At 67.0% G+C, this 25,743-nt stretch carries 14 protein-coding genes and 6 pseudogenes; 14 read left to right on the forward strand and 6 right to left on the reverse strand.

Annotated elements, in window-relative coordinates; all coding sequences use genetic code 11:
- Positions 1–529: 529 nt before the first annotated feature.
- Positions 530–918 (forward strand): annotated as a pseudogene (locus tag RCO28_RS32255) (fumarylacetoacetate hydrolase family protein); the annotation flags it as partial.
- A 108-nt stretch (positions 919–1,026) separates the two neighbouring features.
- On the opposite strand, the gene RCO28_RS32260 reads toward RCO28_RS32255, so the two are convergent.
- Positions 1,027–1,674: a hypothetical protein gene (locus RCO28_RS32260; protein WP_308944874.1), complete on the reverse strand. Its 648-nt coding sequence runs from the start codon at positions 1,672–1,674 to the stop codon at positions 1,027–1,029.
- Positions 1,675–2,007: 333 nt separating this feature from the next.
- Between RCO28_RS32260 and RCO28_RS32265 the strand changes: the two genes are divergently transcribed.
- The gene (locus RCO28_RS32265; protein ID WP_308944875.1) at positions 2,008–4,908 is read left to right on the forward strand and encodes a TIR domain-containing protein; all 2,901 of its coding nucleotides are present in this window, start codon (positions 2,008–2,010) and stop codon (positions 4,906–4,908) included.
- A 751-nt stretch (positions 4,909–5,659) separates the two neighbouring features.
- Here RCO28_RS32265 and RCO28_RS39515 read toward each other — a convergent pair.
- The 3 genes from RCO28_RS39515 to RCO28_RS32275 all read right to left on the reverse strand — a co-directional run bounded on the left by RCO28_RS39515 (position 5,660) and on the right by RCO28_RS32275 (position 12,925).
- On the reverse strand, positions 5,660–7,546 hold the full coding sequence (locus tag RCO28_RS39515) for a hypothetical protein (RefSeq protein ID WP_374991290.1): 1,887 nt from the start codon (positions 7,544–7,546) through the stop codon (positions 5,660–5,662).
- A gap of 59 nt (positions 7,547–7,605) precedes the next feature.
- Positions 7,606–10,407 carry an ATP-binding protein gene (locus RCO28_RS32270; protein ID WP_308944876.1) on the reverse strand — a complete coding sequence of 934 codons (2,802 nt, stop codon included), beginning with the start codon at positions 10,405–10,407 and terminating at the stop codon, positions 7,606–7,608.
- Between the two features lie 1,114 nt (positions 10,408–11,521).
- On the reverse strand, positions 11,522–12,925 hold the full coding sequence (locus tag RCO28_RS32275) for a hypothetical protein (RefSeq protein ID WP_308944877.1): 1,404 nt from the start codon (positions 12,923–12,925) through the stop codon (positions 11,522–11,524).
- Positions 12,926–13,093: 168 nt separating this feature from the next.
- Here RCO28_RS32275 and RCO28_RS32280 point away from each other — a divergent pair, with 168 nt between their 5' ends.
- The gene (locus RCO28_RS32280; protein ID WP_308944878.1) at positions 13,094–13,336 is read left to right on the forward strand and encodes a hypothetical protein; all 243 of its coding nucleotides are present in this window, start codon (positions 13,094–13,096) and stop codon (positions 13,334–13,336) included.
- Between the two features lie 232 nt (positions 13,337–13,568).
- Here RCO28_RS32280 and RCO28_RS32285 read toward each other — a convergent pair.
- A pseudogene (locus RCO28_RS32285) lies at positions 13,569–13,766 on the reverse strand (ATP-binding protein); the annotation flags it as partial.
- Positions 13,767–14,153: 387 nt separating this feature from the next.
- On the opposite strand from RCO28_RS32285, the gene RCO28_RS32290 reads away from it, so the two are divergent.
- From RCO28_RS32290 to RCO28_RS32330, 10 genes and pseudogenes are all read left to right on the forward strand, one after another.
- Positions 14,154–14,516 (forward strand): SseB family protein, encoded by a 363-nt coding sequence (locus RCO28_RS32290; RefSeq protein WP_308944879.1) that lies wholly within the window; start codon positions 14,154–14,156, stop codon positions 14,514–14,516.
- A complete protein-coding gene (locus RCO28_RS32295; protein ID WP_308944880.1) occupies positions 14,513–15,118 on the forward strand; it encodes a hypothetical protein in 606 nt (201 codons plus the stop codon). Before RCO28_RS32290 ends, RCO28_RS32295 begins: the two co-directional genes overlap by 4 nt.
- Before the next feature lie 3 nt (positions 15,119–15,121).
- Positions 15,122–17,287: pseudogene (locus RCO28_RS32300) on the forward strand (putative T7SS-secreted protein); the annotation flags it as partial.
- Positions 17,262–17,930 (forward strand): annotated as a pseudogene (locus RCO28_RS39520) (type IV secretion protein Rhs); the annotation flags it as partial. The pseudogenes RCO28_RS32300 and RCO28_RS39520, both read left to right, overlap by 26 nt.
- 99 nt (positions 17,931–18,029) lie before the next feature.
- Positions 18,030–19,775 carry an RHS repeat-associated core domain-containing protein gene (locus RCO28_RS32305; RefSeq protein WP_308944882.1) on the forward strand — a complete coding sequence of 582 codons (1,746 nt, stop codon included), beginning with the start codon at positions 18,030–18,032 and terminating at the stop codon, positions 19,773–19,775.
- 8 nt (positions 19,776–19,783) lie between these two features.
- A complete protein-coding gene (locus RCO28_RS32310; RefSeq protein ID WP_308944883.1) occupies positions 19,784–20,410 on the forward strand; it encodes a hypothetical protein in 627 nt (208 codons plus the stop codon).
- 142 nt (positions 20,411–20,552) lie between these two features.
- Positions 20,553–20,933 (forward strand): hypothetical protein, encoded by a 381-nt coding sequence (locus RCO28_RS32315; RefSeq protein WP_308944884.1) that lies wholly within the window; start codon positions 20,553–20,555, stop codon positions 20,931–20,933.
- Between the two features lie 217 nt (positions 20,934–21,150).
- Positions 21,151–21,513 carry a hypothetical protein gene (locus tag RCO28_RS32320; RefSeq protein WP_308944885.1) on the forward strand — a complete coding sequence of 121 codons (363 nt, stop codon included), beginning with the start codon at positions 21,151–21,153 and terminating at the stop codon, positions 21,511–21,513.
- An 878-nt stretch (positions 21,514–22,391) separates the two neighbouring features.
- A pseudogene (locus RCO28_RS32325) lies at positions 22,392–23,923 on the forward strand (ISAzo13 family transposase).
- Positions 23,924–24,032: 109 nt separating this feature from the next.
- Positions 24,033–24,332 (forward strand): hypothetical protein, encoded by a 300-nt coding sequence (locus RCO28_RS32330; RefSeq protein WP_308944886.1) that lies wholly within the window; start codon positions 24,033–24,035, stop codon positions 24,330–24,332.
- A gap of 15 nt (positions 24,333–24,347) precedes the next feature.
- On the opposite strand, the pseudogene RCO28_RS32335 reads toward RCO28_RS32330, so the two are convergent.
- Positions 24,348–25,183: pseudogene (locus tag RCO28_RS32335) on the reverse strand (IS5 family transposase).
- 220 nt (positions 25,184–25,403) lie between these two features.
- On the opposite strand from RCO28_RS32335, the gene RCO28_RS32340 reads away from it, so the two are divergent.
- Entirely contained in the window at positions 25,404–25,607 is a 204-nt protein-coding gene (locus RCO28_RS32340; RefSeq protein WP_308944887.1) for a hypothetical protein, read from the forward strand.
- Positions 25,608–25,743 lie beyond the last annotated feature (136 nt).

Genomic DNA, 25,743 nt, shown 5'->3' on the forward strand with positions numbered 1-25,743 from the left:
GCAGGTTCATCGTCTGCTGGCGATGCTCGACTTGGTGCCCTGTTACCTGTAGATATATCCCGAATCTAATGCCGAGTTGGTCCGGGCCTGGTCCACAGAAGTGCTGGATCGTGCGGCTTACGAGGGCGTGAACGACCTGGCCAGGACCTGCCTGTCGGCCGTGAGGCTGCTTCGCTGGCGGGCGGTGCCGGCGGGAAGCCCTGTGGTTCGTCGATGGCCACCAACGCCGGGTCGGGTGCGCAGGTGCTGCTTGGAGGGAACCTGTAGCCGACGGATTATGAGTCCGCTGCTCGAACTGGCTGAGCTCCTCACCGCGTATGTACGAACGCATTGGTGTGCGTTGCCGACAGCCGTAGAGCAATGGTCCTCCCGCGCCCGGTCCGAGAACTGCGCGGGGACGCGGACCGCCAGGCGCCGTCGGCTGCGAGGGTGGGCGATTTCCCGGATCGCCATGCGGTGCGGGCCGCCGCCTCGGTGGTGAAGGCGCCTTCGCGCAGGGTGTATGTCGAGAAGTCCGTGGGCGGCGCGGGGCGGTGTGACTGAGCAATGGCGTGTGGGGCCGACGTTCTACATTCACCGATCCTCACGCGGTGTTGGGCCGGACGACGAGATTCCGGTCCCGAACTGGCTCAGCCGGTCTCGACTTCGAACTCGAAGTGGCCGCGGTCATCGGTCGCGAGGGCTGTGACCTCAACCCCGGACGGGCACGGGAGCACATCGTCGGATACACAGTCTTCAACGACTGGCCGGCCCGCGACGCCCAATCGGCAGTGATGAAGGTCGGGCTCGGGCGATGCAAGGGAAAGGGAACGGCGCTACGCGTCACGGTGGACCCGCGTGGTACCAGGTGACGTCCTCGGCTCCAGCCCGTGCGGCAAAGGTGGTTGCCTCGTGGAACTCTGGGGTGTGCGGGGAGAATAGAACTCGCCGTCGCTGAAGGCCGGCCAGACCGCGCCGCTCGTCATGTCGGGCTGCCGGCTGGGGCGTGGGTGCACCCCGGAGAGCTTGTTGGAGCGGTGTCCGAGGTCATGGCGCGGCTGGACCGTTGCCGACCGTGGACATCGTGCTTCCCGGAGGTCTGTCGTCGGAGGTTCGGGGGAGGGGGACATGTCTCACGAGGGGTTCTGGTTCACGGACGCCGGCGAGGCGGGCGAAGCCGATTGCGTAGTCGTGGATGGCGTGCTGTACCCGCTGGAGTTCGGCCCGGCAGGCGGCGTTGTCCGGCCAGTCGGATTCCGGGCTGTCGGGGTGCGCCCTCTCGAACTCCCGCAGCCGTGGGTGCCATTGGGACAGGAACGGCCTCAACTCCCGGTTCAGCATGGTGATCGCGAGGTACTCCACCGTCTGCCCGCCCGGGACCGGAGCGGAGGGGCGGGCGGCCGCCAGCGTCTCCCGCGCGGTGGCGAACAGCCCGTACATCGAGGTGAGTGCCTCCCGGACAACGCCTTCGTCGCCGGTCAGTGGCTGCGTCGAGACCCGGGTCACGGTCTCGACGAACATGCGCCACGCGACCTGACGGGAGTCGTTGTTGACGGCGAAGGTGAGCTCGCTCAGCTGTGGGATCGTGACCTTCACCTCGGTGAGCCGGGCGAGCCGCCGGTACCACTGCACCGCGAGGACGGTCACAGCGCCCACCACACCGCCCGCCACGACGAAGAGGGTGCGGCTGGTCACTTGCGTGAGGCTGAAGGCTCCGAGGCCCGCGAGTGAGCCGACGGCCGTTGCCGCGACGAGCCGGGCGATCAGGCTGCCGCGGCTCTGCCAACGGGGTCCCTGTCCAGCACTGGGACGGCCCAACTGTCCACTCATCCGCCCGTTCGCCCCCATAGTTCGCACGCCTCGCCAGTCCGGTTGAGACGAAAGCACCGTCACAGTCGACCACTAGAGTAGCCAGCCGCGAAGCTGGAATGATCACCGATCGGCGCTTCAATGGGCGTGGTGCGCATGGGAGTTGGCGCGGTGCATCGATGACGATGGGAGCGTCGGGAAGAGGAGACGGGGGACGTCATGAGCGATGCCGTGGAAGCGGCGGAGACCGATGTCGATGCGCGAGCCGCCGCGCCGGACGGCCTGAAACAGCGCGATGCCTTCATCTCGTACAGCCAGCGCGAGAACAAGCCTTTGGCGAAACAGCTCCAGCGGGGCCTGGAGCGGCTGGCCGTCTCGCGCTTCCGGCCCATGCGGATGAGCGTGTTCCGCGACATCACGGGGCTGCCCGCGAACCACGACCTGTGGCAGTCGATCCAGCGTGAACTCGCACGCTCCCGCTACCTCATCCTGCTCGCCTCCCCAGAAGCCGCGGCCTCGCCCTGGGTGGCCAAGGAGGTCGACTACTGGCTGCGCGAGCGTGACACGGAGCACCTGCTCATCGCCGTGGCGAGCGGTCGGATCGAATGGGACGACGGCGCCGGCGACTTCGACTGGGAGGAGACCACCTGCCTGCCGCCGAACCTGGCCGGCCACTTCACGTCCGTCCCGCTGTGGGTGGACCTCAGTGAGATCGAGGGAAGCCATCGCTCGCTGCGATACCCGCCGTTCCGCTCCGCAGTCGCCACTCTGGCCGCGCCGTTGCACGGCCGTCCGAAAGAGGAGCTGGAGCACGACGACTTCAGACAACTCCGGTTCGTCAAACGGCTCAGCTGTTCGAGCGTCGCCCTGCTCATGGCGCTGCTCGTCCTCGCGGTCTACGGCTTCCTCGACGCCAGCAGGCAGCGCGACGAGGCCGTGGCTCAGGCCCGCATCTCCGCCTCGCAGGCACTGGCCGCCCGCTCAGGACAACTCCTCGCGACCAGCCCCAACCAGGCCGCGCAGTACGCCCTTTACGCCGAGGAGACCCGGTCCACCCCCGAGTCCAGGCGCGCCCTGGCCCAAGCCGTGGCCGCCGCGCCGTACGCCAAGCGACGCCTGCGCACGGACGCCGATTCGGTGACGGGCTTGGAGGGCCAGGGCAATCCGCCCGACACGGACGTCGTGGTCAGTGCGGACGGTTCGACCGCCGCGTACTCCTCCGATTTCGATCAGGCCGAAGGCGTACGCCTCTACGACGTCCGACCCGCCCGGCAGTCGCGCGTACTGCGCAACGCGGGCAGGCCCAGGGCCCTGAGCAGGGACGGCCGCGTCCTGGCCACGGAGGTCTACCTCAACCGGGTCCAGCTGTGGGACACCCGAACCGGCAAGCTCCTGCGAACGATGGCCACGGGGCACATAGAAGGCCTGCCCAATGCCGCCCATGGGCTTACTTCCCTCGCTCTATCGCCCGACGGACGGTGGGTGGCGGCCTCGCACATCACCCCCGAGGACGAGGCGTTCGTGGTCGTGTGGAGTACCTCCGACGGCCGCGACGTAACCCGGCTCCAGGTGGGCAGGAGCAAGCTCGGGCTGGGCTTCTCCGGGGACGGCTCCCGTCTGACCTTGGTCGACAGTGGGCGTCAGGAGGTCCGGGAGTTCCTGACGGAATCGGCGCGCTGGAAGGCCGCCCGGCCCCTGCCCGGAATGAAGGGCGACGTCATCGTGCTCTTCGACGGGGCAGACAAGGCGCTGGCTCGGACGTCTGAGCGCGCCGAGGTGTGGGACCTGGAACGCCGCCGCCGTATCGCTGAACGTTCCCTGGGCGTGCACCAGGACATGGCGGTCGCTGACGGCGAGGGGAACTTCGTGGTGGGAGGGCAGGACGGTGGGGCCCGGCTCTACGACGCCGAACTGCGCCCCGGCATCAGACTGGGCCGGCTGGCGCGGACGGTCAGCGCCCTGTCCATGTCGGCCGACGGCAAGCAGGTGGCCGTCGCCTCGTACGGCGGCGAGTTCAACCTCTACACTACCGGAGTCCGACGGGGGCAGCAGATCCCCCTGGACGACCGGGAGTTCAGCTACGGAGACCTGACGCCCGACGGACGCATGGCCGTGCACAGGACCGAGGGGCGCACTGAGTTCTGGGATCCGCGCACCGGCCGCCGGCTCGGGAGGATTCCGTACGCCAACCTGACCGTGAACGTGGGGGACACGGGTTATGCCCTGAGCGGTGACAAGCGGTATGTCGCCCTGCACAGCGTGAAACGCGCCCTGGCGGAGGACCAGGGGCGACTCACCATCTGGGACCTGCGCAAAGGGAAACGGACCGGCTGCGGCGTGGCCATCAGTAAAGCGGCCATCCACGGTTCCTACTCGTATCCGGTTCGCCCTGCCATCTTCTACCTTCCGGGCGACCGGTACGTGGTCGGCATCTGGAACGGCTCCGTGGAACTGCTCGACACCCGGACCTGTACCCGCAGCACGGTGATGCCGGAGCCGCAGTACGGCACCCTCGCCCTCGCCCTGAGCGGGGACCGTAGGACTCTGGTCGTACTCGACCAGACCGGCAATGACGTCGACACCTTTCGCTGGGACGGCGACCGAGCCTTCGAGCACGCCGCGCACACCACCCTGCCGGAAGCGGCTCAACTCATGGGCATCGGCGTCGACTACGAGGGGAACCAGGCGGCTTTCTCCGACCAGGAGAGCCATGCGTACGTCGTCCGCCTCGACACCGGGCAGCGCGTGCGTGCCACTGGGAGCCAGCCGCACGCCACCCAGGACGTGGCGTTGAGCCGGGACGGCAGTGTGCTGCTCCAGGGCTTCAGCACCGGCACCGACCGGGGCGTGCGCATCCTGGACGCGGCCACGGGCGACCAGCTCGATGTCTGGCGCACCGACCCACCGGCCACCTCCGCGAAGCCCAACGACAGCATGCAGGTGGTTCCCGGCCTCGCCGACGACATCCTCACCCTCGGCCCGGACAGCAAGGTCGTACGTCGTACGGTCGGCGTGGAGGCATGGCGCGACCTGCTGTGCGGCCTGGTCAGCCAGCCCCTGACCGCCAGGGAACGGGACCGGTACCTGAAGGGCCTGGACGTGGGGGCGCCTTGTCGCTGAGGCGCGATGCGGATGACCTGTCGGCAGAGTTCTGCGTCGTCGCGAGGCGTGCTGTGGTCACCGACCCGTCGGAGCGGCGCGGCTCGGCCCGGTTGCGAAGCTCTCCAGACGGCTCCGGGACTGGGATGCGACGACTGCACCTAGAGCATCCGAACCATCCGCAATTTCCCGGTGCTTACGTCGATACCCCCCAGGGACCGCACTCGGCGCACGCAAGGACCGGATCGTGGTGTGTGACGTGGCGTGGCGCGGTGCGAGTGGGCAAGCGGAGCCTTCACCGCCGACCAGTGGCGGGCTCAACGTACCTCCGGGCCCCGCTTACCGGGCTCCGTGTCCGAAGGTCGAACCAAAATGACCGGATGGACTTGACTCTGGTGGGGTCGGCTGTAGAGGGACGACGCTGCTCGTGAACCAGGCTGCGACTCGTGATCGAGTGTCTGGGAGGGAGATTGAGCTGCGCCCCGGATGGAGCCACAACGGCTTCGACTCCCTGCCCTCAGCAGTAGCGGCCGGCCTAGATGGATGCCGTGGCCGCGCTCCGGGTATGCCCGAGCACCCCGGCTAACCTGGGTTGCCCTAACGGAGCTTGGCGGACACTAATAGGAACAACACCGACCGTCAGGTACGGTTGAGCTTCCTTGGACAGGCGCCGGCTCGGTTCGGACCGTAGGCAGCAAGGCCGGTCACGCCAATTGCCGCCCCGCCCCTCGTTCTCAGCGATGAGCCTGCTAACGAGGGGACGATCGTGTGACTACTCAGCACCGGGCCATTCGTAGACGGTCGACTCTACTGACAGTGCCCGCACCCCCTTGAGGCGGACGTCGGTTGCCGGTTCGACTTCGAAGCGGTGGACGGGGTCGTTCACCAGGCGGAGGGTTGGCTTGCCGGCACCCTGCTCCAGGCTTGAGGCGATCACGAGTGTGTAGTTCTCACCCTCGGACAAGGCCCGTACGAACTCTGAACGCGTCAGGGCCAGTTCGCTCGGGACGCCACTCCCGTGGGCCTTGATCTCGTAATAGCGCCCGGTGGAGTCGTATGCGTCGGCGCCTACGCGCGACGCACCTCGCTGGTCGTCCAGCTTGACACCGCGCTCTTGCAGGATCCGGCGCAGCGCCTGGATGACGAGCTCTTCCTTGTGGTGATCCGCGTAGCCGAGAGGTGAGGCATGGCTGCGGGGCTGGGCCCCTCCTGGCTTGGGCTGGGGGAGTCGGATGTCGTGTCGGCGCGGCGAAGGATCCGCTGTGGCCGGCGTACGGGTAGGAGTGCTGCCTGGTGTGGTCGGCGCTCCAGTGCGGATGACGTTGGTGGGCGGCATGTCGAATTCAGCCGCATCCACCAGGGGACGCGCGGCCGGGGAGTGTTGGGGGCCGGACTGGGCGCCAGGGCCTGTGGACGCGGGCGCTGAACTGGTGCGGGGCTGCGGAATCGTACCGGTCGGGCCAATGGGGATGGTTGGCCCACTGCCCGTGCCATGTGCCGGCTTCCTGCTCTGTGCGGGCGTGACAGGTAGTCGCTGCGCCCGTTGACGCAATTCTTCGGCGAGCCGTTGTCGTTCCTCGCGCTCACGCTGTCCCGTCGAGGTGAGCGCGGTTCCGGCCCCTGCCTGCACCAGCCGCTCCTCCCACACGTCCCGCCAGTTGTGGCCTACGCGTGCCCGGTCGTGCGCGAAGTGAGCGGCGATGGCAGCACCCGCCCCCGCCTTGGTGGTGAGAGCCGTGTGCGAGTGCAGGAACAGCGTGTTGCGGCCGCGGTCGATGTGCGCGTCTACGGGGAGCTCGATGGGATCGTTCGTGGCTCCCGGGGCAAGGCGAATCCGCAGGCCAGGCAGCACCCGGACTTCCAGGCCTGCCAGCCAGGCCCAGCCGGCAAATGCCTCCGCTGTCCTTGGCTCGTCGCGCACCAGAAGGTCCTGCAGCGCGGCGACTCCCCGCCGGAAGCCCTCTGTGAGGCTCGCGTCGGCAGACCGGTCCAGGGCAGCAGCGTCCCCGTCCATGCCTTCTGTCTCATATGTAACCTCGGCGCCTGCAACGTCCAGGGGCGTTACGCGCAGCCGACCGAACAGCGCAGCGAACTGCTGCACGTTCCCTCCCGGTTTCCACAGAGGCAGACGATCCGTCAAGACCCGCTCGACTCCGGAGTCGGCCACGGCGAATACGTGTCGTCCCTTGCCTTTGACCCAGCCAGCTGTGGTCCACAGTGGCAGATTTCGCAGCTTGCTCTGCAGCCCCGGAGGCATCGGTTTGTCGTGGGAGCAGATCAGGTCCCGCAAGCGGCGTAGGGCTTCGAGCATGACCCTTTCGTGTTCGGGGTCGGGTGCCACGTTGGTGCTGGCGATCTCCTTCAGCACGTCGATGAGGTCATCGACCCCGGGCTCGGGAATTCCCAGCGTCTGCCACAGCGGGGCGATGTTTGCTCCGGCCATGGTGAAGGGACGGAATCCGCTCAGGATGGCAAGTCCCCTGAAGCACTTGCCGGACTCCATCCAGCTCTGGTCGGTCAGGACGAGGTCCTGGTACCGGAACTCATCGCGGATCTGCTTCTCCACCGCGATCTGGGATGCATCTGCCGAACGATGAGTCAGACGTCGCGCCAGTGATTGATAGACAAGCAGTGCCTCCGCCCTGATGCTGTCCGTCATGCCAGCATCGGTATCGGCGTCCTCGGTCTGACGGTCACGGAGTTCACGCAGGCGTTCCATCAGGCGCGGGACGTCGGGATCACCGGAGACACCGAGAGCGGTGAGGACTTCCGTGCGGGTGGACAGGGCTTGATGGATCGACGGATGCAGGTATCCGGGATCTTCCGGTCCGTACAGGGCCTCCGTATCCGGTGTGCGCAGGGTGAGTTCGTCCGGCGGCCGGAGACTGCCTTGGCTGTCTTCCAGCCAAGCGGTCTCCCGAAGCTGCCACACCCAGATGGCAGCCGTCTCGCCTCTAACATTCCACTTGTAGTGTCCCCGAGCCATGGCAACGACGGCCTGGTCTGAACTGGTAATAGTGCGGTGAGGGTGCGCAGCAGGGCAGCTGTGCGGCGTCGTCGCTCGGTCACGTCCTTCTCCGCCGCGATGTTCTCGACCACGGCTGCGAGGTCGCTGCTGATCAGGTCATCCAGAGTGTGATCGGCTCCCTTGCCGATCATCTGCCTCCGCCGGCCAGAGGTGTACCACCTGCAGTGCCGTGCGAGGCCGAGGCGGGGGTCGCCCTCGTACGTCTTGGTGTCCGCCGGGTAGTAGACCTCGCGCACCGGCGTGAGCCGGGGGGCGTCGGCCACACCCAGCAGTCGGAGGAAGGCCGTTCTGCTCAGACCGCCTGCCTGGGTGGCGGAGAGCAGCGATCGGGCGTACGCGCGGCGCACCCAGACGAGACCGGGAGTCTTGCGTGCCGCGACCTCGAACCGGTCTCCGTCAGCAGTCTCCAACGCCTGAGGGAGGTAGGAGTTCCCAGGCTTCACGCGGCGGGCCTCTTCGGAACCCTCCTTGTCGTAGGCGAAGCCGTTGAGACGGAGGGCCCGTCCGATGCCCGAACCAAGCCGGTCGCGTTCCCTCTTGGGCAGCTCGCCGAGCGCACGTTGCAGGGCGACGAGCCGAGCGGTCTCCGTCGCCTCGTCGCCATCGGCAAGTTGTCCGCCTGTGTGTCCGAGCCGGGAGACCATCTCCAGTACGGCTGCCGTGTCGTCGCGGCGTACCAGGCAGCCCCGTTGGCCCAGCCAGGCGGTGACGGTCCGCGCCCAGGCGTTGTCCTCCGTGTAGGCGGGATGCAGGTTCGCAACCACGCCAAGTACATCCAGGGGGCCGGTGGGCTCGCCGACGGGGTCAGCGAAGCAGTTCTCCGTGGGCTGCGGGCGAAGGCTGCGTCCGTCGGCAGTGACCAGGCACGCCCGGTTGGCCATGACGTACTCGTGGCCTGCTTCGAGCGCGACGGCGGCGAGCCGTACGAGCCGCGCGACGTCCTGCCGTTTGCCATCGGAGAGCAAGCTGAGTGCATCCGTGACCTGTACCTCCGGGGGTAGGTCAGCAGCACCCGCGGCACGCCAGTCCGCGAGGACCTTTCGCCACCGGCTGCAGCTGTCGCGGATGGCGGCAGGCAAGGCGTGTGGGAGTTCGCCCAGCGAGGCGATGTCGTCGTCGAGGACCCCTGACAGCGCGGCCTCCTCGACTGCGAAGTCGGTCAGCGGAGCATCGGGACCGCCCTCCGCAGCCGGAAAGGCCAGCTCGGTGGCGAGTGACTGCCGTGCGCGGGTGAGCAGTTCGGCGTGCATCCGGTCCTGGAGCAGGTTCGACGGCGCGGAGCCCGGAGGGCCGGGGAGCGGGATCAGATGCCACGCCGTGTGATCCACCTCCTCCAGGACATCGCGCACACCGGCGGCCCACAAGTCAGCCACTACGGGCACGAGTTGTGTGTTGAGGTGGCTGCCGGCGAAACCCTCACGACTGGCGACGGGGTCGAACTGCGTGTGGACGCGGGCCGCCACGTCTAGCGGGGCCACGGGCAGGCCGGCATGCACGCTGCCCTTCGCCCCACGATCCAGCGGCAGAGCGACACCCACAGGCACGACACGGCCCAGAGCCTTGTGACTCCTTTCCCAGTCAGGGCGCGGTGCTACCTGCGTCGTGTACACACGCCACTGCTCTCCGTCGGTCGTCCGGGCGTGCTGAACATTCACGTCGTGCTCGACGCCGTTGACCAGGAGCCGACGTTGTGTCACTTCTTTCCAGGTCAGGGTTAGTACGGTGCTCTGCTCGCCCGCCGTCACCTCCAGACTGCGGAGGTGACGCAGGAAAAGCAGGGAAGCGTCGTTCCAGCCCCCGAACCATTCCAGGAGCTGGTCGGTGGTCAGTGTGTCGGAGGCAAGCGGGAGGCGGAAGACGGTCCACTCCGGCCCGGAGATCCCGTCGGGGAGTTCCGGAGGTGCTGCGGGTTCGAGCTCGGTACTGGAGAAGCGCACGTGGAAGGGGTGGCAGTGCACCTCCCACACCGTGGTGAGGGCCCTGAGGGTGGACAGGCCGATGCCGAACCGGCCGGTGGCCTCGGCGTCGGCCGTTTTGCCGCTGAGCCACGGCATGCCGAGCGGGAGAACATCAGCCAGGCGAAGGCCGGCTCCGTCGTGGGCGACCAGAAGGTCGTCGGACCGCAGCAGGATGCGCAGCTGCCCGGCTCCGGCATCGTCGGAGTTCTGGACGAACTCAGAGAGGACCTGCAGCCGGTCGGACGAGAGTGTCCTTGCGCCGTGCAGCGCACCTTCGGCCATCTTGCGGTGGACCCCACGGCCGCTACGCAGGCCGTGATCTAGGAGCCTGACGGCTCGGGCAGCTTTCTCCGGCGTCGCCACCTCCACTTCCGTCGCTGCGTCCGGATCTTCCAGCAGCGCGTGTACCGCCGCCGCGAGTGCGTCCACCTCGTATCCCTCCCCGTTGGTGCCTGTGATGGCCACAAGCCTGAGGCCCGGCACGGTTCCTGATGATCCGGCGGGCGTCATCCAGCCGTATGCGTCAGGTGCCACGGCGTGAGGTGTGGGCAGGTCAATGATGCAGGGGCGGCGGGTGCGCTGTTGGGCCGAAGACATCACGCCCCGGCATGTTGCTGAACGTGGCGGAAACTGATTCCGATCGCCCGTCGGCTGTCAGACCAGCCTGGTAGAGGGCCTCGGCGGGCCAGAGCCGGCCAGTTGTGGATCCTGCCCGACTGCGAGCTGGTGCTCGACGACCCAGGTAGTGGAGTGGCAGGGCGGCCGTGTGCACCAGTGCCCGGCTTCGCACTGACCCCCACCCCCTTCGCTCTGCACCGCAACTCCGCCCGAGGCCCGCTGACCCGCTGACACTGGAGCACGACCGAGGTCTGGCCCTTCGGCTCATCTGCTGGCGCACCGAATACGAGCGGGGCGCTCACCGCCTGCCCTGGTCACGGACGACGGGCTGTGCCGTCGTGGTCCGCCACGATCTGCTGGACATCCTGTCCGAGAGGGCATCCGCACCGATCGTCACCCGAGACGTCGTTATGCGGCTGGAAGCGCACTGAAGAAGAGCAGGCGAGACACCGTGGTCGGAACGAACGACACCAGATACCCGGTAACGAGTCCGATCCGTCCGACGCCAGGCCCCGCACATGACGTGTGCGGGGCCTGGCGTGCTCGGCCTTGGCGGCTTTGGGCGCGGGAGACTTGGGGAAATCGGAATGGGAGAGGCGGAGACAATCGACGCGGATGTGGCGCTGGAATTCCCGCGGGACCCCGCCGATGCCGTCCGCGTCGCCACTTCGTTCTGGAGCTGCGTGAGCCGCCGCGACTCCCCTAACCGGACCGGACCGGACCGGACCCGGCTTGGCTGCCTCTGCCGTCACCACTCTCGTCCCCCCCGATGGCTCGTCGCCCCGGGCCGATGAAACCATTGACGACCGCGGCGGGAAGTCGGTCGGCCAGACCGACCGCGACGAGCTCCGCGACGCGCCGACGACGCTGGCCACTGGTACTCCGGGTAGCTCACCGTATTGGTGAGGGCGCCGAAGCCAGATGTGTGTTGTACGTGGCCGGATCGCGAGCGCGGGAGTGTCGTCACAGCGAAGCTTCGCGGTGTCGCCGGTGGGATCGTCCGCCCCATCGCCTCTCAAGCTGCTGTGGGTCACCCCGAGGACAGGTTCTCGGACGATGCGCTGTTCGGCAGCACCCGTATCGCCAGCGCAGTGCCGTCCGGCCGGAAGGAACTCGCACCCCAGCCGTCGATGTCGTCCGGCTCGGGCCAGTCCTTCCGTCGTTCGTAAACCCGTTGGCGGTATTCCTCCACCTTGCCCTCGGCGAGCAGATCGTAGAGTTCTGTGGCAATGCCGGAAAACGCTTCAACGCGCGTGCCGTTGATACGGAAGACCTGGTCAGTACCAACGTATTGCTCCTCGCCGAAACAGGTCTTCGCGTCGTGGACACTGGCAGTTCCGGCGAAGGCCGTTTCGCTGAAGTGCTTGCCGCCTTGCTCATCGATCAGATACCGGCCGACCGTCCCTCCGCCGCCGGCCAGTGAGAGCTGGCCAGCGGCGTGGGCCCGGGCGATCACTCGGCCGAACCAGGAGAATTGCTCCTCAGGGATCAAGAAGGCGTTGTGTCGTTCCACTCCGCGTTTCGTCGGGATTGCCACGGAGTCCGCGTACCGCAGAGCTCGGCGCCCAATAGCCACATCGGCTGATTCCGGACCGGATGTCGGTCGTACCGGGAGCTCGACACCTCCCGTTGTGTGCAGGACGTGCACTGTCACACCGGCAGTCGCCAGGAACTCGGTCGAGGTCATGATCGTGGGAGTTTCGTTCCCTTGCCCCAGATGGAGCCGCTCCACGCGCTCACTGCCCCGGGCCAGTTGTCTGTATGTCGTGCGAGCGCTTGCGGAGGTCTTCGGCTTCACAGCTTGGTGGTTGCCGTTCACGGTCACCACGAAGATCCGGGAGCCTTCACCGGGACGCCATGCCTCCAGCAGAAAGTCGGGCCGCGGTCTCGCGCCGAGAGTCCCGGCCGGCTTGGTCCGCGCGAAGCCAGGAAGCAGGGCGGTTTCAGCGTCGACGAGGCTGATCAGGTGGTCCGGATACCGCTCGCGAAGCGCCCGTTCCGCGACGGCGAGCCCGAACGCCCGGCCCAGCTCCCTCGCCTGCATGGCCCGATAGGACAGCTCGGGAGCCTTCCCTTCATCGGTGAGGCGCAGGCTGCCGTGCCGGTCGGCGGTGAAAGCCCGACAGTATTTCAGCCCCTGCCAGTGCTCAGCCAGCCCTCTGCCTCGTCCTTGCCGGGCAAGGGTCGTAGCGCGCGCGAACGTCGAGATCAGGTCCCACGGTGTCATCCGTAGAGGGGCACGCTCGGCTCGGGGTAGTTGACGCAGGCCCGGCTTGCGAGGGCCGTGGCCTTCGTTGGTGGTCTTCTTTGCTCGCTCGCGGTCGACGGCAGCGGCTGCCTTTTCCATTCCAGCGAAGAGCTCGGGTGATGAGTTCACCTGCACGGCCAGAAGGTCACCGAGTCGCCTGACCACGTCGGAGGCTGTGGAGTCCATGCCATGGGACGGTAAGAAGCGAGGACATCGACGACAAGAATGTGATTCAGGCCATGGCGGTGCAGCTGCCGGCCTCGGTGAAGAGCTGGACGGTGTACGTCGAGTCGTGGTCCTGGCAGCGGAAGTTGACGTCACCGCAGCGCTGATGGCCACGCCCTGGGCTCATTCATGGAGGACGTCGCGGGATGCCGGGCCGACGACGCGCATGCCCACATCCACCTCAAGAACCTGGGGAGTCGACGACCAAGCCGAGCATGGGACCGGCTGGAGGATCTCTGCGTCCGTGCCGCGTCGTATGCACCACAAGGCCAGTGGGTTCCGCTGGACCGCCTGCTGCAAGAGTTCGCCGAAGGGCTTCCAGTCGATGCCAAGGAACACCTGATCGCCACGCTGGCGGGCACTCACCGATAGGTATGGGCAACCAGAGATCACCACTGCCATTGAGCCACTGATCCCAGGAAAGCGTCGACGACGTCACCACGCAGAAGCCTGAAGCCAGTTGAGGCTGGGACGCCAGCACAGCTGCCTGAGCGATCGCGGTGGGTCGCGTCCGAGCGACTGGTGTTGGGCTGGCCGACACAACGGTCGGCAACGGCGGAGCTGGCAGATTGCGGACTGCTTTCCGCCTATCCCGCCTTGGGGGCTGTTCGATTCGTGCTTGGGTGCTGGCAAGGAAGTAGGAGTCACTGCCGGTCTCGATGATCGTGCAGTTGAACGTCAGTCGGTCGACGATCGCTGCGCAGAGACAAGGGGCAGTGGACTTCTTCGTCCAGCCGCAGAACGACTCATTGGAGGCGATGACAACGCTGTACTTCTCCTCGCGCTTGGGCAGAGCCTGGAAGGGTACTCGTTAGGACTTCTCTCTCGCCCTGCGAGCGCGTGGCGGTTCGAGGTGATGCATTGCACATGGCGTCCCGAGGCTGCGGTGCGAGTTAATCCGCGCGTGATCTCCCTGGCCGTGGGCTTCCCTCGAACCTGATGCACCTGGAAGGAGTCAACCGGCCACGCTCCATGCTGGGCCTGCGAGTGCAGACCGTACGGCCCCCCAACGGGCCCGGGTTCGGGTGCTCGGGTGAGCGGGCGGTGAGCACGTCCCCCGGCAACCGCGGACCCCGGTGGTGCGGAACCACGCCGAGGTATGAAGCGTCGGTTACGTTTGGAGTGATCGTTTGGAGTGATCGTTTGGGCTGGAGTTGGGGGGGGCGTGCTGTCGGGAGACACGGGAGATGTGGACGAGGCGCTGGCTGAAGTGCAGGCGCTGATCGGGGAGTTCCGACGATCACTGGTGCTGGTGCCGTTGCGGGACGGTGGGGTCATGACTGGGGATCAGGCCGGGCTGCGGTGGATCTTCGCGTTCACGGACACGGATACGTTGACGGCGTTTGCGCAGTCGCGCGGCGAGGGCGGCGAGTGGTCCTTCCGCCGCGTGTACGGGGCCCGGCTGCTGGACGAGACGCTCGCGGAGATCGACGTACCGTGCGGGGTCGCGGTCGACATCGGAAGTGAGGGCGCGTTCCTGCTCCCGCCGGCCAAGGGGATCGTGCCGGATGGGGTCGCGGTGACTGAGGAGTCGGAGGGGGCGTCGTCGTGAGTGGCGGTTACCGGTTCGATCAGGAGGCGGCGAAGCTTGTCGAGCAGGGCCTGAGGGCGGCGCAGAACGAGCTGGAGGAGACCGGCTACTTCTCCATCACGGCTCAGCAGGGGCACGGGTTCCAGTTCATGATCATGTCCGGGATGGACATGGGTTCGGGTGAACTCGCTGATGTCTTCGGACAGTTCTGTGGCCGGTGGGGACTGGGGATCCACGGAAAGATGCAGGATCTGAACGACATCGCGTACAAGCTGGGGCTGTCCGCGGGGCTGTACCACGAGCAGGAGCAGTACGTGGTCGACACCTTGAAGGAAGTGGCCGTCACGGCGGGCTCGTACAACCCGTCCGAGGGCATCGCGAACGGCGAGAAAGCCGGGGACATGTCGTGGAGTGAGATCGGGGACCAGGTCAAGCCCAAGCTCGAATTCGACACGTCGATGCCGGACTGGGGCGAGCTGGGGGACCAATGGGGGCAGGTCGGGGAGGACTTCTCGACGTCGCCGTGGCAGGACGTGGCCGGACCGGACCGATGGGACGACTCCGACTGGCAGTGGGACGGGCCGCCGCCCGAGGAACAGGGCAAGGGCAACGGGGGGAAGTAGGTCATGGGTCTGGGGGACGCTTTCAACGCTGTCGCCGGCGCGGCCGAGGACGGTGTCGAGGCCGTTGGTGAGGGTGTCGCGTGGGCGGGCGACAAGGCTGCGGACGGGCTGGAGCACGTAGGTCTGGAGGACGCGGCCGAGGGAGTCCGGGACGGGTCGGAGTGGACGGCCGACAAGCTCGGCGCGGATGTCGCTGAACGTCAGCTCGGTGAAACGGAGGATCCGAAGGAGATCATCCACGGTGACGTGGAGAAGCTGACCGAACGGGCCGAGCATCTCAGGGACTTCTTCAAGGCCTTCGACAAACTCGGCTCCGGACTCAAGGGTCTGGACGTGCACGGCTGGGAGGGCGAGGCGGGGGAAGCCTTCCGTGAGGAGTTCGCGCCCCAGCCCAAGTTCTGGATCTCCGCAGCCGATGCCTGCGAGGCCGCGGCGAAGTCGTTGGTGGAGTACGCCTCGACGGTGCAGTGGGCGCAGGGTGAGGCGCGGGAAGCGATCGCCCAGTACAAGGAGTCCAAGGCGGCCTCCGACAAGGCAGTCAAGGATTACAACTCCACGGCCGATGAATGGAACCGCAAGAACGAGGCCGGGCAGGATCCCGGGCCGAAGCCGCCGCCGTTCCAGGACCCGGGCAAGGCCGGCCTGGAGCAGGCCCAGCACATGGTGGACGAGGCCCGGCACCAGCGGGACGATGCCGCCCGCCGTTCCAAGGACGCCATCAAGCCGCTGGTCGAGCAGGCTCCGGAGATGCCCGGTGGCTGGGAACTGGCCGGTTCGATGATCCGGGACATGGGCGAGGGTATGGCCCTGAACAGCGTGCACCTCCTCGGTGGCGCGTTGAAGGGCCTGGGCGAGACGGTCGGCCTGGTGCGGATGCTGAACCCGACCGATCCGTACAACCTGACCCACCCCGGCGTGTACCTGACGAACCTCAACAGCGTTGCCACCGGCCTGGCCTCCACCGTCGCCCACCCCGAACGCCTGGTGGGCATCGTCAAGAACCAGAACTGGCGCGACCCCTCCGAAGCCGTCGGCCGCATCCTCATCGACCTCGTCGGCGGCAAGGGCGTCGGAGGCGGGCTCAAGGGCGGGCTGAAGGCGGCCGGCAAGGAAGCGATCGAGCAGGGCGTCAAGGAAGGAGCCCGCAAGTCCGTCAAGGAACGCCTCGGTGACCTGGCCCGCGACCTGAACTGCAAGGTCCTGCGCAACGAGCCGGTCGACATGGCCACCGGCCGCATGGTCCTGCCCGCCACCGACGTCACGCTGCCGGGCACGTTCCCGCTGGAGTTCACCCGCACCTTCGAGTCCGCCTACCGCAACGGCGGCTGGTTCGGCCCCGCTTGGGCCTCCACCATCGACGAACGCCTGGAAGTCGACGCCGAAGGCGTGTGCCACTTGGCGGCGGACGGGAGCGTGCGTGCCTACCCGCACCCGGCTCCGGACCTCCCCGTCACCCCTCTCAAGGGGGTCCCGTGGACGCTGGAACGCGAGCTGGACGGCTCCTACACCCTGCACGACCCGCTCACGCGGATCACCCGTACCTTCGAAGCTCCGGCCGGAGTCGAGCCCGGCGGCGACGGCACGGCCAAGCTCGCCTCCATGTTCGACGCTCAGGGCAACTGGCTATCTGTGGAATGGGAGTTGGGTCAGCCCCACTCGATATCCCACTCCGGCGGCTACGAACTCCGCTTCGTCTGCGAGGCAGGCCGCATCACCGGCCTCTTCCTCACTACCTCCGAGGGGCCGCTGCGGATCCGCTCGTATGGCTACAGCGACCGGGGCTTCCTCATTTCCGTCGCCGACTCCGAGGACCGCGCGACCCGTTACGAGGTCGACGAGCGCGGTCGCATCACCAAGTGGACCGACACCAACGACCGTTCGTTCTCGTACATCTACGACGACGAGGACCGCTGCATCCACCACGAGGGCGAAGCCGGCCACCTGCGAGCCCGCTTCGAGTACGGCCTGGACTGCCCCGCGCCCGGCTGCATGACAACCCGCGTCACCGACTCCCTCGGGCAGATATCCCTTTTCGCCGTCGACGCCCAGCTACGCATCGTCGCCGAACGCGACCAGGCCGGCCGCACCACCCGCACCACCTACGACGAACACCACCGCCCCCTGACCGTCACCGATCCCCTCGGTGCCACGACGACCTACATTTACGACGACCTACATTTACGACGACCTGGGCCGACCGCTGAGCGTCGAGAGCCCGGACGGCACCACCGCCTCCATCACGTACGACGAGAGCGGCAACCCGGTCGAGATGCGGGGCCCGGATGGGGCCGTCACCCGCCGCACGTTCGACGAGGCCGGTCGCCCGACCGGCACCGTACGGCCGGACGGCACCACCACGGCCATGGCGTACGACGAGCGAGGCCACCTGGCAGCGGTCACCGACCCGCTGGGCGGGATCACACGGATCGAGAACAACCCCGCCGGTCTGCCGCTCCGGGTGGCGGACCCGCTCGGCGCCACCACCACGTACGTACGCGACGCCTTCGGACGCCTCGTCACGGCCATCGACCCGCTGGGCCATGCCACGCGCATGAACTGGACAGCGGAGGGCAAACTGGCGCACCGTACCGGCCCGGACGGAGCCGCCGAGTCCTGGGAATGGGACGGCGAAGGCAACCTCCTCCGCCACACCGACCCCATCGGCGGCACCACGGAGTACACCTACACGCACTTCGACCTCCTCGAGGCCCGCACCGAACCGGACGGCACCCGGCACGAATTCGGCTACGACACCGAGCTGCGCCTACGCCGAGTCACCAACCCCCAGGGCCTGACCTGGAATTACGAGTACGACCCCACTGGCCTCGTCACCGCCGAGACCGACTTCGACGGCCGTCGGCTCCACTACGCCCACGACAAAGCCGGCCGCCTGTGGCAGCGGTCGAACCCCATGGGGCAGACCGTCACCTACACACGCGACCCCCACGGGCGCATCACAGTCAAGAACTCCGACGGCGATGAGACGCGCTACACCTACGACCCCGCGGGTCGCCTCGCCACGGCCACGACCCTGGAGTCCGAACTCGTCCTGCAGCACGACGCCATGGGCAGGTTGTGCATCGAGATGCACGCAGGCCGCATCCTCGCCTTCGACCGCGACGCACTCGGCCGCCCGGTCCGGCGCACCACCCCGTCCGGATCCGTCACCTCCTACGCGTACGACACCGCGGGCAACCGCATCAGCCTCGACATCGACGGCCACACCCTCGACTCCACCTACGACGCCGCAGGTCGCGAAACCCAGCGACACATCGACACAGCGCTGATCTGGGCCAACGAATGGGACCTGGCCGGACGCCTCCTGAGCCGGACCGTCACCGCGGACGGCATCACGGGCGACCCACGCGCCGCCACGCACCCACACGCCACGGTCGTCCAGGAGCAGTCGTACGAGTACCGGGCCGACGGCTACCTGCTGGGGATGGGCGACCGACTCAACGGTTCTCGGCGTTTCCGTCTTGACCGTGTCGGCCGTGTCACCCAGGTCACCGGCGAGAACTGGACGGAGACCTACGCATACGACGCCACCGGCAACCTCACCCAGGCCGCTTGGCCTGCCTCGCACGGCGAATCAGCGGCCGGAGAGCGTGAGTTCAGCGGGACGCGGGTGCTGCGGGCCGGGCGCTGGACGTACCTCCACGACGAGGCGGGGCGCGTCGTGGAGCGCCGGAAGACGCGGCTGTCGCGCAAGCCGGACCTCTGGAGGTACGCATGGGATGCCGAGGACCGGCTGACCTCGTGCACCACACCGGACGGGGTGGTGTGGACGTACCGGTACGACCCGCTGGGTCGCCGGAGCGCAAAGCAGCGTCTCGACGCGTCGGGGGCGGTCGTCGAGGAGACGGTCTTCACCTGGGACGGCACACAGGTCATCGAGCAGAGCACGGAGCAGGGGGCGGGTGACGGCTCCGGTCATGGCTCCCCTTCCGGGGAACGCACTCGGGCGGTCGCCCTCACCTGGGAGTACGACGGCCTGACACCCGTCGCGCAGGCGGAACGCATCGTGGAGGCGGACAGCCAACGCACTGTGGACGCCCGCTTCTTCGCGATCATCACGGACCTGGTGGGCACTCCGACGGAACTGGTGGCGCCGGACGGCTCGCTGGCATGGCGCACGCGAAGCACGCTGTGGGGCACTACGGCCGTAGCCCGGGGCAGTACGGCACACACGCCGCTCCGCCACCCCGGCCAGTACGCCGACCCGGAGACGGGCCTCCACTACAACCTCCACCGCCACTACGACCCGGCGACGGCGAGGTACGCCAGCCCGGACCCGCTGGGCCTGGAGCCCGCGCCGAACCCGGTGGCCTGGGTGACCAACCCGCATGTCTGGGTGGACCCGCTGGGGCTGAAGTGCGAGCCGGGGGACGGTGATGCTTCGAAGTACGAGGACATCACCAAGCCAGGGGCTCGTATGCTGAACAAGCTTACGGACGTCGGCCCTCGGGAATTTGGCGAGAACCTCGAGGCAAATGGATGGACCCGCACAGACAAGGGACCGAACATCATGTACGAGAAAGACGGTGCGCGGTACTTCCTTCGCGGCAAGGCCAATAGCTACGAGGGATGGACGGCCGATTACTATAGTCCCGGCTCAAAGAAGGCGGATATCAAAATCAGACTCGGAGAGGAGTGACCCTGAGAGTGGGTTCCTTCGTGACCGGCAGTGAGCACTATGCAGAGGTCTCTTCTGCTGTGGGTAACGTATTCGATGTCGGTGCCAGGCTTCCGGACCAGGTATTCAAGCGGGTGGCCGGCGATTACTTGTTCTGCGAGTTCGATATCGTTCTGTCCCCGGAAATTTGGCCAGCGCTTACCGCAATGGCCCGATGGCACGGGGATGACAGGGTCGAGCTGTTGGCCCTGGACCCGAGTCGCGACAACTTCTACGTTCCCGACTACGGAGTGCACCCCGCTATTTCGCTGCCTGTCGACACGGACAGTGATGGCTATTGGGAAGCCATTGGATACGAACCTGGCGGCGACGTCATGGGTTCAATCGCGATCTCAGCCAATGTGGTTGCCATCGTCGGCCCTTCTGGCAATTGGGGGTGCTGGGGGGAGAGAGATGCTGAAGTAGCAGTGTTCAGCGGATTTCCCAGCGCAGCTGGTCGTGCTGAGTGGCGCGATCGGTTCGGGCCGTTCCTGGAGGCGCCAGAAGCGCTGGATTCGTACCTCTCGATGGCTTTTCGGGGGCGGACTGTTCCCGACGAGTATGCAGGCAGGTTGACGCTCAACTACGGCTGTCGATCCGATAACTCGGAGAAGTGACAGGTCGGCGGTAGTGGTGCGTGCGCTGCTCGAAGTTCGCCGAGATGGTGGAACAGGGGCGGCTTCAGGCGGTCCGAGTTGGTGAGCGAGGGACCGTGCGGTACGACCGCGGTGCCGATCCAGTGAGGAAAGGAGCGGGCCAGTGCGGCTGACGGGTTTGGACGTTACGGATGTGCGAGCGATTGTCTACGCTCCTTCCTCGGAGGGGGAAGCAGAGGCGATTGAGCTCAGAGTGGGGGAGAGGAATTCTGTCGTCATCACCTCCGGGACGGACTGGACTCTCAGGGGCGACCCGGGAGTATGGGGTGTTCTCCCTGGCTGGTGCTACCCTCCTGAAAGCTGGCGCCGGGAAGACATTCCCGAATTGGGCGGAGCCGGGGAACTCGGCCCCATCCTGGAGGAGGAAATCCTCAGGGATCCGGCTGGTGAAGCAGACGGGGTTCGACTGGGATTCAAGTCCTGCGAGTTCACCATCATGTGCGGGGATCCGTTCTCGTTTGAAATCCACCGGAAGGCAAGTTGACCCGGAAGGGTTTGGATTCTGGGTCGCCGGTGGAAATTTTGGCCGACGATCCGGTCGTGGGTCTGCTGCCACTCGAACACAGAACCCGCAAGCAGTGAGCAGCCATGCAGCCGTCAGGATCAATTCTACCTGTGTGACTACGTCGATCAACTTTGGGCGTATGTGCGTCGGGCGGCAAGGGTGAAGTTCATCCCCGGGAAGAAGTATTGCGTGAGCCGTGCCGAACAAGGAAAGGGTTGACGGCGTGCAGTACGAATCCCCCGGGGTGATCACGCCCGCCTCTGCGGCGGAGGATATTTTCCGGCACGGGCGACCGGAGGAAGTGAGCAGGGCGCTCATTACCGCAGCTCTCAGTGGTGAGAACCGGCTGTGGACGGAGCAGTGGATCATCCAACTGTCACGGCATAACGAGTCCAGCGTGCGATGCTCGTCCGCAGTCAGCCTCGGGCATCTTGCGCGCCTCCACGGAGAAGTGTCTCAAGAGGCCATGAAGGCAGTTGCCGCACTCCGCGGTGACGGCGCTACGGTCGACGCGGCGGGGAGCTCGCTGGAGGACATCGAAATCTTCTGCAGGAAATGAATTCGGGTGCCCCGGGAATTGTTACCCGGGGTGCAGTCGAGACCTCATCGCCCCACGACCAAGCGGCGCTTGAGCCGGAGACGGCACAAGGTCTCCGACAGCCAGCTCGGGCTTGCGAATTGCGAGGCATGTGGGTCGCCAGTGATGCCGTCCGCGGTGACGGTCCGGCGAAGGAGGTGTTCGGCCGCGCCGCCTCGACGCGTGCCTCACCCAGGCTATGCCCCGGGCGTTTCAACAACGCCCCGACCACACCGTGACCGGCTGCTCGCCCGGCGCGCCCGGCGCACACGTGGCTCAAGCCCCGGCCCCATGAATTCGACTCCGAACGGCTCGCACTTGGTGGGCCCCACCGATTGGCGGCGCACAGCGGGCGGGGATTCGCAATGGATTTGTGGACTTCCCCGTTAGGAAAGGAGTGCGCTCGTCTCAAGGTCGGAGGATGCCCATCGGTTTCGCCGTCGGCTCGTCCACTCGCCGCTGCGACGCGCGACGCCCGGTGGTCCGAGGTCGGCGGAGCTATCGCTTCCGTCGTCCTGATCGCTGGTTCGGACCGTGGACACCGCTTTGACCCTGGCCACTGACAACTGAAGCGCTGTAGCAGAGGGGAACGGCGTGGGTGGGAGCGGCTGATGAGATCGTGCTCGGTGCAAGTGGTCTGCCGGCGGCCAACTCAGGTGAGTTCCTTGCGGGCGGCTGAAGGCAGCCTTGAGTGGAGTAGGTTGCGGTTAACCTAAGGGCTTGCAGATCATTAACGTGTTGCTTCCCGTCCTGGGATTCGTTGAGGTGGTATGCGCATCCCGGACGAGACTCGTGCCCAACTCTCGGTGAAGTTCGCCGTGTTGTTCCCGCACCTGAACGAGCGGCAGCGGCGGCTGTTGATGGCCGTGGAGGCCCGAGGGTTGGGACACGGAGGCATCCGGGCCGTGGCGCGGGCTGCAGAGGCGAGCGAGACGACGGTCCGCAAGGGCGTCCTTGAACTCGAGGCCGGAGAAGATCCGTTGGACCGGGTTCGGCGACAGGGTGGAGGTCGCAAGCGGGTCGCTGATGTCGATCCCGGGCTGCGGCCCGCACTGCTGGCGCTGGTCGAGCCGGATGAGCGCGGCGACCCGATGTCGCCACTGCGGTGGACTGTGAAGTCCACTCGTACCCTCGCAAGTGAACTGACCCGCGCCGGGCACCGGGTCAGTGCCGATACCGTTGCCGACCTGCTGCGGGAGGAAGGCTTCAGTCTGCAGGCCAACGCCAAGACGATCGAGGGCAGCCAACACCCGGACCGCGATGCCCAGTTCCGTTACCTCAACGAGCAGGCCCGCGAGCACCGGGATGCCGGGCAGCCGGTGATCAGTGTGGACACCAAGAAGAAGGAACTCGTAGGCGAGTTCAAGAACCAGGGACGCCAGTGGCGGCCGGCCGGTGCCCCGGTGCGGTGCACGTTCATGACTTCGCCGACCCGCAGCTGGGCAAGGCCATCCCGTACGGAATCTACGATCTGGCGGCGAACACCGGCTGGGTCAACGTCGGCACGGATCACGACACCGCCGCGTTCGCCGTGGAATCGATCCGCCGCTGGTGGCGCGGCCAGGGCCAGGACGCCTACCCGCAGGCGACCCGGTTGCTGATCACGGCCGATGCGGGCGGCTCGAATGGCTACCGCACCCGCGCCTGGAAACTCGAACTCGCCCAGCTCTCCGCCGAAACCGGACTGTCCATCACTGTGTGTCACCTGCCGCCAGGCACATCGAAGTGGAACAAGATTGAGCACCGGCTCTTCTCCCACATCACCATGAACTGGCATGGCCGACCGCTGACCAGCCACGAAGTCATCCTGCAGACCATCGCGGCGACCACCACCCGCACCGGACTGCGCGTGGATGCCGCACTCGACACCAACGCCTATCCGACCGGCGTCCGCATCGGCGACGCAGAAATGGCCGCGCTGCCGCTGACCCGACACGCCTTCCACGGCGACTGGAACTACGTCCTGCATCCCCGGCCCGCCGTCCCGGCAGCCCGAACCCCACAGACGCCGGAGCCAGAGTGGGACCAGGCCCTTCTGTCGGATCCGGCACTGACCGGCATGTCCCGGCAGCAACTGGACGACCTCACCGAGACGTTGGCTGCCGACGGCGACACCCGGCGTGGCCGTCCGCCCCGGCTCTCCTTCCCCGAACAGGTCCTGGCCACCGTGCTCCACCTGCGGGTCGCCCTGGCCGCGGAACCCCTCGCCGTACTCTTCGCCAGCAGCCGCACAGCCATGCACCGCACACTCTTGAAGAACAGGCGACTACTCAAGGCGCACGGCGTCATCATTCCGCCCGCGACGACTCCACCCGTCGCCCTCTCCGCCCTCCAGGCCCGGGTCCACACCCAGACCAGAGAGTCCAACAGCAAGATCAAGACGACGAGTTAATGATCTGCAAGCCCTTAGGAGCTGTCCGGCCGATCATTGATGGCGAGCGTGCTGCTGCTTGAGATCGAAGTCGATTGCCGGGCGCCTGGTGCTGCGCGACCATCGTCGGATGAGTACGGATGAAGGTCGAAAGCTGACGCTGGTCGTGCAGACGTGTTCTGCCTGCCCATCGCAGTGGGATGCCTGGACGGCGGACGGCCAGTACCTGTATCTCCGATACCGGCATGGCGAGGGCAGCGTCGAGTGGCACCCCGGCCCTGACTTTGATGACAGTCCGGATTCTTGGAACGAGGGCCGCTCAGGGCTCCTGACCGAATGGGACGATGGTACCGGCAGCGGCGTCATCAGCCTTGAGGACTTCATCGCGGCAGCCAGCCTGGTGCTTGCGCCAGGTGCCTCGGTGGGTTGATGTCATGACACGCGGTCAGGTGCGGAGCCAGATGACAAGGGCGGCTGCGGTGACGGTGCCGAGGAAGACGTAGCCGCGCTTGTCGTAACGGGTCGCGACGGCGCGGGAGTTCTTCAGCTTGTTGATGGCCCTCTCGACAGTGTTGCGCCTTTTGTACCGCTCCTCGTCGAAGCCGGGTGGCCGTCCGCCTCGCGACCCCCTGCGCAGGCGGGCAGCCTGGCTGTCGGCCTTCTCCGGGATCGTGTGCCGGATGGCGCGCCGCCGCAGGTACTGACGGCAAGGACCGTTGCTGTAGGCCTTGTCGGCCGTGACGCTGTCGGGCTTCTTGCGGGGCCGGCCCGACCCGAGCCGCGGGACCCGGATCTTCTTCAGCACCGGAATGAACTGGGTGCAGTCGGCCCGCTGCCCCGGCGTGACGATCAGAGACAGCGGACGGCAGAAACCGTCCGCGCTCAGGTGGATCTTGCTGGTGAAGCCGCCGCGTGAGCGGCCCAGGCCCTCGACTCCCGCACCACCGCCACCAGCCGGCCGACGAGACTCTGCCACGGAGTTTCGTCCTGATGTTCCAGCCCCTCGTCCCCCTTTGAGTCGGCATGGCCCGGCGGCGGTTCGGTGCGGGCACCGGCCGCGTGCTGGTGGGCGCGCACGATGGTGGAGTCCACCGAGATGTCCCAGTCGATCTCGCCAGCCGCGTCGGCCGCGGCCTGGACCTGCTGCATCAGCCGTTCCCAGGTGCCGTCAGCCGACCACAGTCGATGGCGCTCGTAGACCGTCTTCCATGGCCCGAACCGCTCCGGCAGATCGCGCCAGTGCACCCCGGTCCGCACCCGGTGCAGAATCCCGTCGATCATAGCGGGAACAACGAGCAAATCAGGCGACGGTCACATGATCGGCCGGACAGCTCCTAGGTGGCCCTAACGGAGTTTGGCGGACACCAATAGGGATAATCCCGACCGTCAGGTTCGGTTGAGCTTCCTGGGGTGACCAAGATCATCATCCTGGGGGTGGCCGCGCATTCTCCGTACCCTGCGTGCTCGAAACGGAGACACCTTGCGCGGTACGGACCTGGAAATGATCGAACGACCCTACGACGGGTACGGAAAGTGCCTGCTCGGAGTGCGGCGGCTGTCGCGGGTGAAGGCGGCCACCTCGCCGCCGGAGCGGCAGCGGAGTGACGTTCCGACGGCCGCCGCGTCCGTGGGCGGCCACGTCGTGGACTGCCTGAACACCGGCTACAACATGCGTGATGAGGGGTGTGGTCACCTACGGGCATGACGGGCCTTGGGACCTGACCGATCCAGCGGACGAGAATCGGTTCACCATCGAGGCGTGGGGCGCACAGATGGAATTGCGTGCCATCCAGCTTCGCAGCCGTGACGCCACACGAAGAATGCGGGCAGCAGACGGCCGA

Source organism: Streptomyces sp. LHD-70 (genome assembly GCF_031157275.1).
Lineage (GTDB): Bacteria > Actinomycetota > Actinomycetes > Streptomycetales > Streptomycetaceae > Streptomyces.